This window comes from Micromonospora sp. C31 (assembly GCF_018070575.1).
GTDB lineage: Bacteria > Actinomycetota > Actinomycetes > Mycobacteriales > Micromonosporaceae > Micromonospora.
Genome location: NZ_JAGPXN010000013.1, coordinates 1 through 13,441 on the forward strand (window position 1 = coordinate 1; position 13,441 = coordinate 13,441).

At 74.5% G+C, this 13,441-nt stretch carries 10 protein-coding genes; 9 read left to right on the top strand and 1 reads right to left on the bottom strand.

Features of this window, described 5'->3' with window-relative positions; translation table 11 throughout:
- Positions 1–947: 947 nt before the first annotated feature.
- The 4 genes from KBX06_RS18010 to KBX06_RS18025 all read left to right on the top strand — a co-directional run bounded on the left by KBX06_RS18010 (position 948) and on the right by KBX06_RS18025 (position 5,438).
- The gene (locus KBX06_RS18010) at positions 948–2,132 is read left to right on the top strand and encodes a zinc-dependent alcohol dehydrogenase (protein ID WP_210836337.1); all 1,185 of its coding nucleotides are present in this window, start codon (positions 948–950) and stop codon (positions 2,130–2,132) included.
- On the top strand, positions 2,129–3,073 hold the full coding sequence (locus KBX06_RS18015; protein ID WP_210836341.1) for an SDR family NAD(P)-dependent oxidoreductase: 945 nt from the start codon (positions 2,129–2,131) through the stop codon (positions 3,071–3,073). Before KBX06_RS18010 ends, KBX06_RS18015 begins: the two co-directional genes overlap by 4 nt.
- A gap of 86 nt (positions 3,074–3,159) precedes the next feature.
- The gene (locus KBX06_RS18020) at positions 3,160–4,182 is read left to right on the top strand and encodes a serine hydrolase (protein ID WP_210836342.1); all 1,023 of its coding nucleotides are present in this window, start codon (positions 3,160–3,162) and stop codon (positions 4,180–4,182) included.
- A 110-nt stretch (positions 4,183–4,292) separates the two neighbouring features.
- Positions 4,293–5,438, top strand: a complete 1,146-nt coding sequence (locus KBX06_RS18025) for an MBL fold metallo-hydrolase (RefSeq protein WP_210836345.1) — start codon at positions 4,293–4,295, stop codon at positions 5,436–5,438.
- Between the two features lie 81 nt (positions 5,439–5,519).
- Here the strand turns inward: KBX06_RS18025 and KBX06_RS18030 are convergent, their stop codons facing one another.
- On the bottom strand, positions 5,520–7,031 hold the full coding sequence (locus KBX06_RS18030; protein WP_210836349.1) for a deoxyguanosinetriphosphate triphosphohydrolase family protein: 1,512 nt from the start codon (positions 7,029–7,031) through the stop codon (positions 5,520–5,522).
- Positions 7,032–7,242: 211 nt separating this feature from the next.
- Between KBX06_RS18030 and KBX06_RS18035 the strand changes: the two genes are divergently transcribed.
- From KBX06_RS18035 to KBX06_RS18055, 5 genes are all read left to right on the top strand, one after another.
- The gene (locus KBX06_RS18035) at positions 7,243–9,738 is read left to right on the top strand and encodes a Tex family protein (protein WP_210836350.1); all 2,496 of its coding nucleotides are present in this window, start codon (positions 7,243–7,245) and stop codon (positions 9,736–9,738) included.
- Positions 9,739–10,122: 384 nt separating this feature from the next.
- Positions 10,123–10,554, top strand: a complete 432-nt coding sequence (locus tag KBX06_RS18040; RefSeq protein ID WP_210836351.1) for a hypothetical protein — start codon at positions 10,123–10,125, stop codon at positions 10,552–10,554.
- A 339-nt stretch (positions 10,555–10,893) separates the two neighbouring features.
- Positions 10,894–11,532, top strand: a complete 639-nt coding sequence (locus KBX06_RS18045; RefSeq protein WP_210836639.1) for a sugar transferase — start codon at positions 10,894–10,896, stop codon at positions 11,530–11,532.
- Complete coding sequence (locus KBX06_RS18050; RefSeq protein ID WP_210836352.1) at positions 11,529–12,677, top strand: aminotransferase class I/II-fold pyridoxal phosphate-dependent enzyme; 1,149 nt, start codon at positions 11,529–11,531, stop codon at positions 12,675–12,677. Before KBX06_RS18045 ends, KBX06_RS18050 begins: the two co-directional genes overlap by 4 nt.
- Positions 12,674–13,318, top strand: coding sequence for a NeuD/PglB/VioB family sugar acetyltransferase (locus KBX06_RS18055; protein ID WP_210836356.1), 645 nt, complete (start codon positions 12,674–12,676; stop codon positions 13,316–13,318). Before KBX06_RS18050 ends, KBX06_RS18055 begins: the two co-directional genes overlap by 4 nt.
- The last annotated feature ends 123 nt before the right edge of the window (positions 13,319–13,441 follow it).

Here is a 13,441-nt window from a genome sequence, read left to right on the forward strand (position 1 = left end):
CCGCGCCCCCGCCCTGCGCGCCCCCGCCCGGCCCGGCCCGCCCGCCCGGCGCGACTTCGCCCCGCCAATTCCGACCTAACCCGGTCCGATCCGACCTGGCCCGGCCCGGTCTGGTCCCGTTCCGGTCCGGTGCGGTCTGGTCTGGTCCCGTTCCGGTCCGGTGCGGTCTGGTCTGGTCCGGTCCCGCTCCGGTCCGGTCCGGTCCGGTCCCGGTCCGGTCCGGTCCGGTCCCGGTCCGGTCCGGTCCGGTCCCGGTCCGGTCCGGTCCCGGTCCGGTCCGGTCCCGGTCCGGTCCGGTCCCGGTCCGGTTTGGTCCGGCGCCGCAATCGTCGCGATCCGGCATTCTCCGAACTCGAGCTGGGTCGGCGGGCCACTGCAAGTGCGGTCCCTGTCGAGCTGCCCCGTCCATCGGACCTGCCCGCCGAGCGGCCGACAGCACGGCGGCGACGGGGAACGCTGGGCCGCCGAGGTCCGCCACGGTCGGCACCCAGCTCACGCCCGCATCCCGCCTGCCCCTTCTGGCCCAGTGCCGCCCCCGCCGGCCCTCTCTGGCCCAGTGCCGCCCCCGCCGGCCCCAGGCCGTCCCCGCCCTCACCAGGCCGTCGCCACCGGCCCCAGGCCGTCCCCACCGGCACCAGGCCATTCCCGCCAGCCCCATGCCGCGTCCCGTCTGCCACACCGGGGGCTGCCCCGCCCCACGGGGCAGCTCGACAGCGCCCGCGCGACACCCCCACGGCGGAACCACGGGACTCGCCGGGCCTGGCGGAAAGGCCGGCCGGGGGATCGGGTCGGCGAAGGACCGGGTCGGCAAAGGACCGGGCCGCCGAGGGGGCCGCCAGGTGGGCCGCCGAGTGGGCCGTCAGGTGGGCCGTCAGGTGGGCCGCCGGTTCAAGTCGCCGTCGGCGGGTAGCCCTCCCCGGAGACGGCACCGGAAGGGATGACGTGACATGAAGGCACTGACCTGGCAGGGCAAACGGGACGTACGCGTCGAGGAGGTCCCCGATCCGCGCATCGAGGAGCCGACGGACGCCGTCGTCCGGATCACCTCGACCGCGGTCTGCGGCTCGGACCTGCACCTGTACGAGGTGCTCGGGCCGTTCCTGAAGCCCGGCGACGTCCTCGGCCACGAGCCGATGGGCGTCGTGGAGGAGGTCGGCCCGGGGGTGACCCGGCTCAAGCCGGGCGACCGGGTGGTGGTGCCGTTCAACATCTCCTGCGGCTCCTGCTGGATGTGCGACCGGCAGCTCTACGCGCAGTGCGAGACCACCCAGGTGACCGCCCAGGGCAAGGGTGCCGCTTTGTTCGGCTACACCTCGCTCTACGGCTCGGTGCCCGGCGGGCAGGCCGAGTACCTACGGGTGCCGCACGCCCAGTTCGGCCCGATCAAGGTGCCCGACACCGGGCCCGACGAGCGTTGGCTCTACCTGTCCGACATCCTGCCGACGGCGTGGCAGGCGGTGAAGTACGCCGACACCCCGCGCGGCGGCACCCTCGCCGTCTTCGGGCTCGGGCCGGTCGGCCAGTTCTGCGCCCGCATCGGCCGGCACCTCGGCGCGGACCGGGTCATCGGGCTGGACCTGGTGCCGGAGCGGTTGGCGATGGCCCGCCGGCACGGCATCGAGGTCCTCGACGTCAGCGAGCTGAACGACGTGCCGGGCGCGCTGATCGACCTCGTCGACGGGCGTGGCCCCGACGCCGTCATCGACGCGGTGGGCATGGAGGCCCACGGCGCGCCGCTCGGCAAGCTCGCCCAGAGCGCCGCCGGGCTGCTGCCCGACAAGCTGGCGCGGACCATGACCGACAAGGTGGGCGTCGACCGGCTGGTCGTGCTCAAGGCCGCGCTGAAGGCCGTCCGCCGGGGCGGCACCGTCTCCGTCTCCGGCGTCTACGGCGGCGAGGTCGACCCGATGCCGCTGATGGAGATGTTCGACCGGGGCGTCCAGCTGCGCATGGGACAGTGCCACGTGCGCCGGTGGACCGACGAGATCATCCCGTTGCTCTCCGGCGACGACGACCCGCTGGGCGTGGAGGACCTGCGTACCCACCGGATGCCGCTGGCACAGGCGCCGCAGGCGTACGAGATGTTCCAGAAGAAGGAGGACGGCTGCGTCAAGGTCGTGCTCGCGCCGTGACCCGCACGGTGGTCGTGACCGGCGCGACCAGCGGGATCGGCAGGGCGGCGGCCCGCGCCTTCGCCGGACGCGGCGACCGCCTCGTGCTCGCCGCCCGCTCCCCCACCGTCCTCGCCGCCGTCGGCGACGAGTGCCGGGCCGCCGGCGCGCAGGCGCTGGAGGTGCCCACCGACATCACCGCCGACGGCGCGCTGGCGGCGCTCGCCGACGCGGCCGTCGGCCGGTTCGGCGGCATCGACGTCTGGGTGCACACGGCGGCGGTGATGGCGTACGGCCGGTTCGACCAGACCCCGGAGCGGGTCTTCGAGCAGGTCATACGCACCGACCTGCTCGCCGCCGCCGCGGTGGCCCGGGTGGCGCTGCGCCGCTTCCGGGCGGACGGCGGGGGGACGCTGGTCCTCACCGGGTCGGTGCTGGGGCACATCACGACGCCGTACATGAGCGGCTACGTGGCGAGCAAGTGGGGCTTGCAGGGGCTGGCCCGCAGTTTGCAGCAGGAGGCCCGGGAGACCCCGGGCGTGCACGTGTGCATCGTCACCCCGGGCAGCGTGGACACGCCGGTCTACCAGCGGGCCGCGAACTACCTCGGCCGCGTCGCCCGGCCGCCGCTGCCGGTCACCACGCCGGAGCGGGTGGCGCGGGCCATCGTGGACTGCGCCGACCGGCCGCGCCGGGAGGTGTCGGTGGGTCGGGTCAACGTGGTCATGCGGGTCGGCTTCACCGTGTTCCCCGCTGCCTACGACGCCCTCGTCGGCCCGTTGATGCGGCTGATCGGGCTGACCGACCGTCCCGTCGCGCCGCATGACGGCGTGGTGTTCGCGCCGGACCCGGCCGCGGCGTCCGTGCGCGGCGGCTGGCTGCCCGACCTCGGGCGGGTGGCGCGGGCCGTCGGTGAACTGCCCGGCCCGGTCGTCGCGGCCGTCCGACGCCGGCTGCGGTGAATGCGTCGCGGGATCACCGGCGTCGATCGTTTCGCCTAGGGTGGTGGGCCGGTAAGCGCTCCGGCCCACCACGACGGGAGAGACGATTGACCATCCGGGTGAACCGCAGGACCGCACTGGGGCTGGGCACGCTGGGCACGCTGGGCACGGCGGGAACGGTGCTCGGCACCGCCGCGCTGGCGTCCGCCGCCCCCGAGGTCGCCGAGCCGGCCCCGGCGACGCCCCGCCAGGCCGCCCGCCGGGTGGCCGCGATCTACGCCCGGGAGACGGTGCGTGCGGGCGGCAACTGGCAGGCGTACGTCAGCGTCGCCGACCCGGCCGGCGCGCCGGTGGTGGCGGTGTCCGACGAGCCGGACCGGCTGCTCGAGGCGTACAGCGTCAACAAGGTCGCGGTTGCCGTGGCGGTGCTCGACAAGGTCGACCGGGGGCTGCTCACGCTCGAGCAGCGGGTCGAGGTGACCGAGGCGATAGTGGTGCCCGGTGGCGACGGCGTGTTCAGCCTCGACGGGGCGTACCCGAGCTTCGTGACCCTCGGCCACGTGCTGGCCAACCTGTTGACCGTCTCCGACGACACGGCCGTACGGCTGTGCGGCCTGGTCTGCCCGGCCGCCGAGCTCAACGAGATCCTGCGCGGCAAGGGCTTCCCGAACACCCAGGTGCAGCCGGTGGCCAACCCCAACCGGTTCTTCCTCGGCACCAGCACCCCCCGGGAGACCCACGACCTGCTGCGCGCCCTGGTGGCCGGCACCCTGCTCTCGCCGGCCGGCACGGCGTTCGTGCTGCGGCTGCTGCGCGCCCCCGTCGCTCACACCGACGGGGTCCGGCGGGTGATGTCCTCGACCGAGCGGGCCCGGGTCGCCACGAAGGCCGGCTGGTTCGCCGACGCCCGGCACGAGGCCGGGGTGATCTTCGACACGGCCGGCGCGCCCGTGCTCACGTACGCCCTCTTCGCCGACGGGCAGGCCGAGCCGGGCGACTACGGCGCCACGCACCCCGCCGTCGCCGCCCGGGCCCGGATGGGGCGGCGCCTCCTCGCCGCGGTCGACCGCCTCACCGGCACCGGCATCACCCACCGACCCACCGCGCAGCGGCCCAGCAACGGCGGCTGAGCCGCCCGTCGACACGCGGGGCCCGCCGCCGCGGCGGGCCCCGCCGACCTTCCGGCGGCCCCTGCACGGCCGGGCTACCGTGTACGACGGGACACGGCGGAGGGACGACGATGGGCGCACCACCGGAACGCGCGGGACGCGACGCGACGCTCGGACGGCGGCTGCGCGGGGCGGCCGGGCTGGCCGCGTTGGCCGGGCTCGCGTGGGTGGCCCGGGACGTGCCGGCGGCGCTCGGCGGCCGGCTCACCGGCGCCCGCGCGGAGCGGGCCGCCCGCTCGCCCCGGTTCCGCGACGGCACCTTCCACAACCCGGGCGGCTCCCGCTCGATGGCCGGCACCCCCGACCGCAACCTGATCCGTGAGCTGGTCTTCGGCAAGCAGAAGCGCCGCCCGGGCGCCGCCGTGCCGCTGCTGCGCCCGGATGCCGCCCCGGCCGTCGACGTCGGGCGCGAACTGAACGTCGTCTGGTACGGCCACGCCTCCGCCCTGATCGAGATCGAGGGCCGCAAGGTGCTGCTCGACCCGGTGTGGAGCGACCGGTGCTCGCCGTCGAGCATGGTCGGCCCGCGCCGCCTGCACCAGCCGCCGGTACGCCTCGACGAACTGCCCCCGGTCGACGCGATCCTGATCTCGCACGACCACTACGACCACCTCGACATGGCGACCGTGCAGGCGCTGCTGGGCAGCCAGTCGGCGCCGTTCCTGGTGCCCCTCGGGGTGGGCGCGCACCTGGACCGCTGGGGCGTGCCGGCGCAGCGGATCGTCGAGCTGGACTGGTCGGAGGGCCACCGGGTGGCGGGGCTGGAGATCACCGCCACCGCCGCCCAGCACTTCTCCGGCCGGGGGCTGCGCCGCGACGGGACGCTCTGGAGTTCCTGGGTCGTCGCCGGCGCACACCGGAAGGTCTTCTACACCGGCGACTCCGGCTACTTCGACGGCTACGCCGAGATCGGCGAGCGGCACGGGCCGTTCGACGTGACGCTGATGCAGATCGGGGCGTACGACCGGGCCTGGCCGAGCATCCACATGTTTCCCGAGGAGGCCGTCGCCGCCCACCTCGACCTGCGCGGCGGGCTGCTCGTGCCGGTGCACTGGGCGACGTTCAACCTGGCCCTGCACGCCTGGTCCGAGCCGGTGGACCGGATCTGGGCCGAGGCGAAGGCCCGGGACGTGCGCCTCGCCGTGCCCCGCCCCGGCGAGCGGGTGGTGGTGGACGACCCGCCGGCCGTCGACGGCTGGTGGCAGGCGGTCGCCTGAGATGTTAGGAAGGGCCCCCTGCTAACGCCTGCGGTAGAGGAAGGGGCCCTTCCTAACATCTCGGGTGGCGCGACGCGTGGGTCAGAGGACGAAGGCGTCGGTCCAGAGCGCCCCGGAGCGGCCGGACAGGGCGTCCAGCATGGCGACCGCCTGGCCGTCGGTGAGCTGGGCGACGAAGTCGACGATCGCCCGCCCGCGGGCCTTGCCGATCCGGTCCGGCGTACGCGGGTGCAGCTCCGCCTCGGCCAGCTCCACCAGGTCGTGCAGCCGGCGCGGCAGCCGGGACTCCTCCTCGGGGTCGAGCAGCCACTCCAGCAACGCCTCCACCAGGGTGCCCAGCAGCCGGGCCTGCCCGCGCTGGTGCAGGGCCAGGTCCGGCCGGGCCAGCACGAACCGGTGGTGGACGAACTTGAGCACCTGCACCTCGTGCCACTGTGCCGGGGCGAGCAGCACGTGGCCGGAGCGGACCGCCGGCTGCCCGACCACGGTGATCGCGTCGACGAAGCGGGTCGTCCACCGGGCGGAGAACCGGGCCACGTACTGCTCCGCCTCGATCGAGCCGTCGAAGGGCATGGCCAGCAGCCCTTCCACGAGTTCCTCGCGGACGTGCTCGACGGCGGCGGCGAACGCCTCGTCGTCGGCGACCCAGGCGTCCTTGCGGTGCAGCTGCCGGCGCAACCGCTCGATGGCCGAGCCGGGCCGGCGGGCGGCGGTGGCCAGGGCCGCGTCGGTGATGGCCCGGAAGTGCCCGCTCTCGCGCTGCCAGGCCATCAGCTCGGCGGCCACCGTGCCCTGCTGGAGCACCCCGACCCGGTAGAAGTCCTCCACGTCGTGGATCGCGTACGCGATGTCGTCGGCGGTGTCCATGATCGACGCCTCGGCGGTCTGCTGCCAGTCCGGGATGCGGCCCACGAACGGTTCCCGGGCCTGCCGCAGGTCGTCGACCTCGGTCCGGTACGCCCCGAACTTCGACGAGCCGCTGCCCGGGTCGTCCGGCGGCGGGGTGGCGCCGCGCGGCGGCGGGTCCAGCAGCCGGGGGTGCGGATCGGGATGGTCCAGGCGCGTCCACGGGTACTTCAGCAGCGCCGCCCGCACCGCCGCCGTGAGGTCCAGTCCGGTGGTCGCCGCGCCGCGGATCTCGGTGCTGGTGACGATCCGGTACGACTGGGCGTTGCCCTCGAACCCGTCGGTCAGCCCGAGCCGGTGGCGGGCCAGCCGGTCCAGCACCCGCTCCCCCAGGTGCCCGAACGGCGGGTGGCCGAGGTCGTGCGCGAGCGCGGCGGCCTCCACCACGTCCGGGTCGCAGCCGCCCAGCTTCTCCAGCAGGTCGCGGTGCGCCTCGTCGGCGGTGAGCCGCTCGGCGATGGCGCGCGCCACCTGAGCCACCTTCAGGCTGTGGGTCAGCCGGTTGTGCACGAGCAGGCCGGAGCCGCCGGGGCTGACCACCTGGGTCACGCCGTTGAGCCGGGCGAAGAACGGCGAGGCCACGATGCGGTCCCGGTCGGCCCGGAACGGGCTGGCGGCGAGGTCGCCGAGCGCCCGGGCACTGCCGCCGAAGAGCCGCCGGGCGCGCGGGTCGGCGGGAGGTTCCATGATCGCCACGCTAGCGCAGCAGCCGACGTCGCGGGCGAGGCGGTGTAAGGAAGGGCCCCTTCCTCTACCGCAGGTGATAGGAAGGGGCCCTTCCTTACACCCTGGCAGCCCTGGGGTGGGTGGGCGGCGCGCCGGGCCGGGGGCGGCGACGGGCGTCGGTGCCGGGCGGCAGAATGCACAGCGGAACCCACACCGAAGGCGGATCGAGATCGTGACCCTCTCTGTTCATCAGCGGATCGCCGACGAGCTCGGCGTCGCCGAGCGTCAGGTACGGGCGGCCGTGGAGCTGCTCGACGGCGGCGCGACCGTGCCGTTCATCGCCCGCTACCGCAAGGAGGCCACCGGCCTGCTCGACGACACCCAGCTGCGCACCCTGGAGGAGCGGCTGCGCTACCTGCGCGAGCTGGACGAGCGGCGCGCGGCGGTGCTGGAGTCGATCCGCGGTCAGGGCAAGCTCGACGAGGCCCTGGAAGCGCAGATCATGGCGGCCGACTCGAAGTCCCGCCTGGAGGACATCTACCTGCCCTACAAGCCCAAGCGCCGCACCCGGGCGCAGATCGCCCGCGAGGCCGGGCTGGAGCCGCTGGCCGAGTCGCTGCTGACCGACCCGTCGCAGGACCCCCGGGAGACCGCCGCCGGCTACGTCGACGCGGAGAAGGGCGTCGCCGACCCGGCCGCCGCCCTGGAGGGCGCCCGGGCCGTCCTCATCGAACGTTTCGCCGAGGACGCCGATCTGATCGGCACGCTGCGCGAGCAGATGTGGTCGCGGGGCCGGCTGGTCTCGCGCGTACGCGACGGGCAGGAGTCGGCCGGCGCGAAGTTCGCCGACTACTTCGACTTCGCCGAGCCGTACCGGAAGCTGCCCTCGCACCGGATCCTGGCCATGTTCCGGGGCGAGAAGGAGGGCGTGCTCGACCTGACCATGGAGCCCGAGGAGGCCGGCGACGCCGACGCGGTGCCCACCGGGCCGAGCCGCTACGAGGCGGCGATCGCCGGGCGGTTCGGCGTCACCGACAAGGGCCGGCCGGCCGACCGGTGGCTGGCCGACACGGTGCGCTGGGCGTGGCGTACCCGGATCCTCATCCACCTCGGCGCCGACCTGCGGATGCGGCTGTGGCAGGCGGCCGAGGAGGAGGCGGTGCGGGTCTTCGCCACCAACCTGCGGGACCTGCTGCTCGCCGCGCCGGCCGGCACCCGACCCACGATGGGGCTGGACCCGGGCCTGCGTACGGGGGTGAAGGTCGCCGTCGTCGACGCCACCGGCAAGGTGCTCGCCACCGACACGATCTACCCGCACGAGCCGCGCCGGCAGTGGGACGCCTCGATCGAGACCCTCGCCCGGCTGGCCGGGGCGCACGGCGTCGAGCTGGTCGCCATCGGCAACGGCACCGCCAGCCGGGAGACCGACAAGCTGGCCGGTGAGCTGATCAAGCGGCACCCGCAGCTCAACCTCACCAAGGTGATGGTCTCCGAGGCCGGCGCCTCGGTCTACTCCGCTTCGGCGTACGCCTCGCAGGAGCTGCCCGGCCTCGACGTCTCGCTGCGCGGCGCGGTCTCGATCGCCCGCCGGCTCCAGGACCCGCTCGCCGAGCTTGTCAAGATCGATCCGCGCTCGATCGGAGTCGGCCAGTACCAGCACGACCTGTCCGAGGTGAAACTGTCGCGGTCGCTGGACGCGGTGGTCGAGGACTGTGTCAACGCGGTCGGCGTCGACGTCAACACCGCCTCCGCGCCGCTGCTCACCCGGGTCTCGGGCATCGGTGCCGGGCTGGCGGAGAACATCGTGCTGCACCGCGACGCCAACGGCCCGTTCCGCACCCGCTCGGAGCTGAAGAAGGTCGCCCGGCTCGGGCCGAAGGCCTTCGAGCAGTGCGCCGGCTTCCTGCGCATCCCCGGCGGCGACGACCCGCTGGACTCCTCCAGCGTGCACCCCGAGGCGTACCCGGTGGTGCGCCGGATCCTGTCCACCACCGGGCAGGACCTGCGCTCGCTGATCGGCAGGAGCACGATCCTGCGCGGGCTGCGGGCCACCGACTTCGTCGACGACACCTTCGGCCTGCCCACCGTCACCGACATCCTCGCCGAGTTGGAGAAGCCGGGCCGCGACCCGCGGCCGGAGTTCCGCACCGCCACCTTCGTCGAGGGGGTGGAGAAGATCGGCGACCTGGTGCCCGGCATGGTGCTGGAGGGCGTGGTGACCAACGTGGCCGCGTTCGGCGCGTTCGTGGACGTCGGCGTGCACCAGGACGGGCTCGTGCACGTCTCGGCCCTGTCCCGCACGTTCGTGAAGGACCCGCGCGAGGTCGTCAAGTCCGGCGACGTGGTGCGGGTGAAGGTGCTGGACGTCGACGTGCCCCGCAAGCGGATCTCGCTCACCCTCCGGTTGGAGGACGACGCGGACGCCGGGCGCGGCGAGGCGCAGGGCGGTGGCCGGCGCGCGCGCGACGGCGGGCAAGGCGGCGGCGGGCAGAGCGGCGGCGGGCAGGGTGGCAGCGGGCGAGGCGGCAGCGGGCAGGGTGGCCGTGGCGGTCCGGCCGCCGGCGGTGGTCGCGGCGGGCAGGGCGGCGGCGGTGGTCGCGGCGGACAGGGCGGCGGCCGGGAGGGCCGCGGCGGTGGAGCGCAGCAGCGGTCGGGGCGCGGTGGTGGCGCGGCGGCGCCGGCCAACGACGCGATGGCCGAGGCGCTGCGCCGCGCCGGCCTCGCCTGAGCGCCGGCCGAGCACCGGTGTTCGCGGCGACGGGGCATGTGTGGTGGCTGTTGGCCCCTCGCCCTGCTCCTCACCCAGAAACGACCCGGACCCGGCACCGGTACGCCGGAACGGACGCTGTCGAGCTGATGCCGCCGGTGCGTCAGGACCCCTGATGTCGGGTGCGGCTCAGCTCGACAGCGCGCCGTGGGTCACGGTCCACCTGACGGCGGAGCGCCGCACCGCCCCACGGCGCACAGAGGCGCACCCCCGACGGTGCGGGCCGTTGCCCGGCCCGGACGGCGCGGCGCCGCACCGCCCACGGCGGACAGGCGCACCCGCCCCAGGGGCGGACAGGGGCGTCACGCGGCCCGACGGTGCGCGGCGTCGCGTACCTTCGGGGTCGTGGCATCCGACGACGGCCCGGACTGGCGGGAGCGGCAGCGTCAGGCGGTGTCGGCGCACGCGGCGGCCGACGAGCGACGCCGGGCGGCAGAGCGGGCCGAGGCGGCTGAGCTGGTCGCCCGGTTCGTCGCCGAGGCCGTCCGGCGCGGACTGCCGCCCACGCCGTTGACCGCGCGGTCCTATGACGGACGAGGGCGGTATCGGACGCGGCTGCGTGGTTGGTACGTCGACCGGGCCCGCAGCCGTGCCGTGGACACCGACGGACGGTTCCACCTGCTGACCGTGCCGGGCGGTCTGCGCGCGCGGTTGTTCGGTGCCGACCCGGAGCCCAGCCCGCCGCCGCTGGTCGTCGGCGCGGGCGGTCGCGACGGCGAGTCGATCCCGCTGGCGGTCCTGCTCGCCCGGCGCCTCGACGGGCCCGACGGCCCCTGACGCCGATCGGGGCGGAGCCGACTTCCGCCCGGGATCCCGGCCACGCCTGCCGCCTTGCCTCTTCTCTCGTCGGTCAGCCGCCGAGCACTCCACCGCCCGCGATGCCAGGCCGGCACGAAGGTCGGCCGGGCGCGAAGGTCGGCCGGGCGCGAAGGTCGGCCGGGCGCGAAGGTCGGCCTGGTCGGAGCCGTGTCCTCGGCGGGACTTTCGAGGTTGATCCGACGGATTGCATGGGGACTGTCGTAGTTGTCGGTTCTCCGAGCATTTCTCCTGATGAGACGTTTTCGTAGCTTCTGACGGTCATGCCGGGAGGTCGGATCGGTGTCGGTGTCTGGACTCGTGAACGCTGCCGGGCGTCCCGCACCGGGGTCGACGCGGCCGGGACGGGGCAAACGGCTCCTCGACGTGACCGCGGCGATCACGCTGCTGGTCCTGGCCGCGCCGGTGCTCGCGGTGGTCGCCGTTCTCGTCGCGGTGGGACTCGGCCGACCGGTGCTCTTCCGGCAATGCCGTGCGGGGCGGCACGGCCTGCCGTTCGAGCTGGTCAAGTTCCGGACCATGCGTCCCGTGGACGGCCGCCGCGGGCTGGTGACCGACGCCGAACGGCTCACGCCACTCGGACGCTGGCTGCGGGCCACCAGCCTGGACGAACTGCCCACGCTGTGGAACGTGCTGCGCGGCGACATGAGCCTGGTCGGCCCCCGGCCGCTGCTGCCCGAGTACCTCACCCGGTACTCGCCGACCCAGGCCCGCAGGCACGAGGTCCGTCCCGGCGTCACCGGCCTGGCCCAGGTACGCGGACGCAACAGCCTGGACTGGGCGGAGAAGCTGGAGCTCGACGTGGCCTACGTGGACAACCGGAGCCTCCGACTCGACCTGGCGATCCTCGGTGCGACCGTACGGACCGTCCTGCGCCGCGAGGGGATCTCCGCGACGGGGTCGGCGACCGCACCCGAGTTCCTCGGGAGCCCGCGATGAGCCGAATGATCTACCTCTCCCCGCCCGACGTCGGGCCGCTGGAGGAGTCGTACGTCCTCGCGGCCCTCCGGTCGGGCTGGGTGGCCCCGGTCGGTCCGGATCTCGACGCCTTCGAGAGCGAGGTGGCCCATCGGGTCGGCACGCGGGGCGCGGTGGCGGTCAGCTCCGGAACCGCCGCGTTGCACCTGGCCCTGCTCGGTGTCGGCGTCGGTCCCGGAGACGTCGTCGTCGTACCGACGTTGACCTTCGTCGCCACCGCCAACGCGGTCCGCTACGTCGGCGCGCGGCCCGTCTTCGTCGACTGCGATCGGCACAGCGGCAACATCGACGTCGCCCTGCTGGCCGAACTGCTGGGTCGGCTGCGCGAACGGGGTGAGCGGGTTGCCGCCGTGGTGCCGGTCGACATGTTCGGTAGTTGTGTCGACTACACGGCGCTGCTGCCGGTGTGCGCCGAGGCGGACGTACCCGTGGTCGAGGACGCCGCCGAGGCGTTGGGCGCGCACCACCACGGTCGGGCCGCCGGCTCGTTCGGCCGGATCGGCGCCCTGTCGTTCAACGGCAACAAGATCATCACGACGTCGGGTGGCGGCATGCTGGTCTCCGACGACCCGGCGCTGCTGAGCCGGGCCCGGCACCTCGCCACCCAGGCACGGGAACCCACGCCGCACTACGAGCATCGTGAGATCGGCTTCAACTACCGCCTGAGCAACCTGCTCGCCGCGCTGGGCCGAGCCCAGCTGGTACGGCTGGACGGGATGATCTGGCGCCGCCGGCAGCTCCGCGAGCACTACGCCAAGCTGTTCGCGCCGGTACCGGGCGTCGAGCTGATCGGCGCCGAGGACGCCGAAGCCAACTGCTGGCTCACCTGCATCCGCGTCGACCCGGAGCGGTCCGGCTGGCGTGCCGCCGAGCTGGGCGCGCACCTGGCCGGCCGGAACATCGAGACACGCCCGGTGTGGAAGCCGATGCACCGCCAGCCGGTCTTCGCGGGCGCCGAGAGCCTGCTGACCGGTGCCGCCGACGCGCTCTTCGCCGACGGGCTCACGCTACCCAGCGGCAGCGGGCTCACCGAGCAGCAGGTGACGTCGATCCTGGAGGCGATCGACGAGTTCCTGGCCGCCCGGACGGGCGTGACGGCGGCGTGACGATCCCACTGGTGGTCGTCGGCTGCGGCGGCCACGGCCGGGAGGTCCTGACCATCGCCCGCACGATGGACGCCGACGCGCGCGGGCCGCGCTGGCGACTGCTCGGCTTCGTCGACGACCGGCCCTCGGAGGAGAACCTCAAGCGGGTGCAGCGGCTCGACGTGCCCTTCCTCGGGGGGCTCGCCTGGCTACGGGACGCGCCGCCGGACACGCACCACGTGATCGGCATCGGGGACCCCCGCATCCGGCGCGCGGTGGCGCGGCGGGTCGAGGGCTACGGCACGGCGGCGGCCAGCGTCGTCCACCCGGCGGCGACGATCGGGCCGGACACCGTACACGGCCCGGGCTTCGTCGCATTCGCGGGAGCCCGGGTCACCACCAACGTGATCCTCGGCCGGCACGTGCACCTCAACCAGAACGCCACGGTCGGGCACGACAGCACGCTCGCCGACTTCGTGTCGGTCAACCCCCTGGCCGCCGTCTCCGGTGACTGCCACCTGGCCGAGGGCGTCCTGATCGGTACGACCGCCGCGGTGTTGCAGGGCCTGCGGGTCGGCCGGGACAGCACGGTCGGTGCGGGCGCCTGCGTGGTCCGCGACGTCCCCGACGGCGTGGTGGTCAAGGGAGTCCCGGCCCGCTGAGCCGGACGCCCGGATTCGCCCACCCGACCCGACGTTCCCTCCCATCTACGAAAAGTGCCCACATGGGCACTAAAAGGTAGTAAAACCCTTTACAGGACGTTCTCCGCCCGCCCGTGCGGGAAG

Excerpts from the sequence above, each read along its gene's own strand:
- KBX06_RS18010 (WP_210836337.1), top strand. The coding sequence starts at position 948 with ATGAAGGCACTGACCTGGCAGGGCAAACGGGACGTACGCGTCGAGGAG.
- KBX06_RS18030 (WP_210836349.1), bottom strand. The coding sequence starts at position 7,031 with ATGGAACCTCCCGCCGACCCGCGCGCCCGGCGGCTCTTCGGCGGCAGT.
- KBX06_RS18050 (WP_210836352.1), top strand. The coding sequence starts at position 11,529 with ATGAGCCGAATGATCTACCTCTCCCCGCCCGACGTCGGGCCGCTGGAG.
- KBX06_RS18025 (WP_210836345.1), top strand. The coding sequence starts at position 4,293 with ATGGGCGCACCACCGGAACGCGCGGGACGCGACGCGACGCTCGGACGG.